This window comes from Pseudomonas sp. DCB_AW (genome assembly GCF_026240895.1).
In the GTDB taxonomy this organism is placed as follows: Bacteria; Pseudomonadota; Gammaproteobacteria; order Pseudomonadales; family Pseudomonadaceae; genus Aquipseudomonas; species Aquipseudomonas kermanshahensis.
The window spans coordinates 1-396 of the sequence record NZ_JAPFCE010000199.1 but is presented as its reverse complement, the minus strand read 5'-3'; the positions used below and the strand labels follow the sequence as shown (position 1 = coordinate 396).

Annotated in this window: 1 protein-coding gene; it reads left to right on the top strand. The window is 57.1% G+C overall.

Features of this window, described 5'->3' with window-relative positions:
* Nucleotides 1–4: 4 nt before the first annotated feature.
* Nucleotides 5–396, top strand: a 392-nt coding sequence (locus OO306_RS28490; protein ID WP_369124583.1) for a hypothetical protein, incomplete at its 3' end; no start/stop codon positions are given.

The window sequence follows — 396 nt, the reverse complement described above, 5'->3', positions numbered from 1 at the left end:
GGCCATGGCCCAGGTGCAGCTGCAGGAGTCTGGGGGAGGATTGGTGCAGGCTGGGGGCTCTCTGAGACTCTCCTGTACAACCTCCGAACGGACCACCGACACTTTGACCGTGGCCTGGTTCCGCCAGGCTCCGGGGAAGCAGCGTGAATTTGTAGCGCTAATTAGCAGGACCGGGATTGTCGCGGACTATGCGGACTCTGTGAAGGGCCGATTTACCATCTCCAGAGACAACGACCAGAACCGAGTGTATCTGCAAATGAACACACTGAAAACTGAGGACACGGCCGTTTATTACTGTGCAGCAGATCCGAGTAATCGTTTCTACACCGCCGTCAATCGTTACGACTACTGGGGCCAGGGGACTCAGGTCACCGTCTCCTCACACCACCATCACCA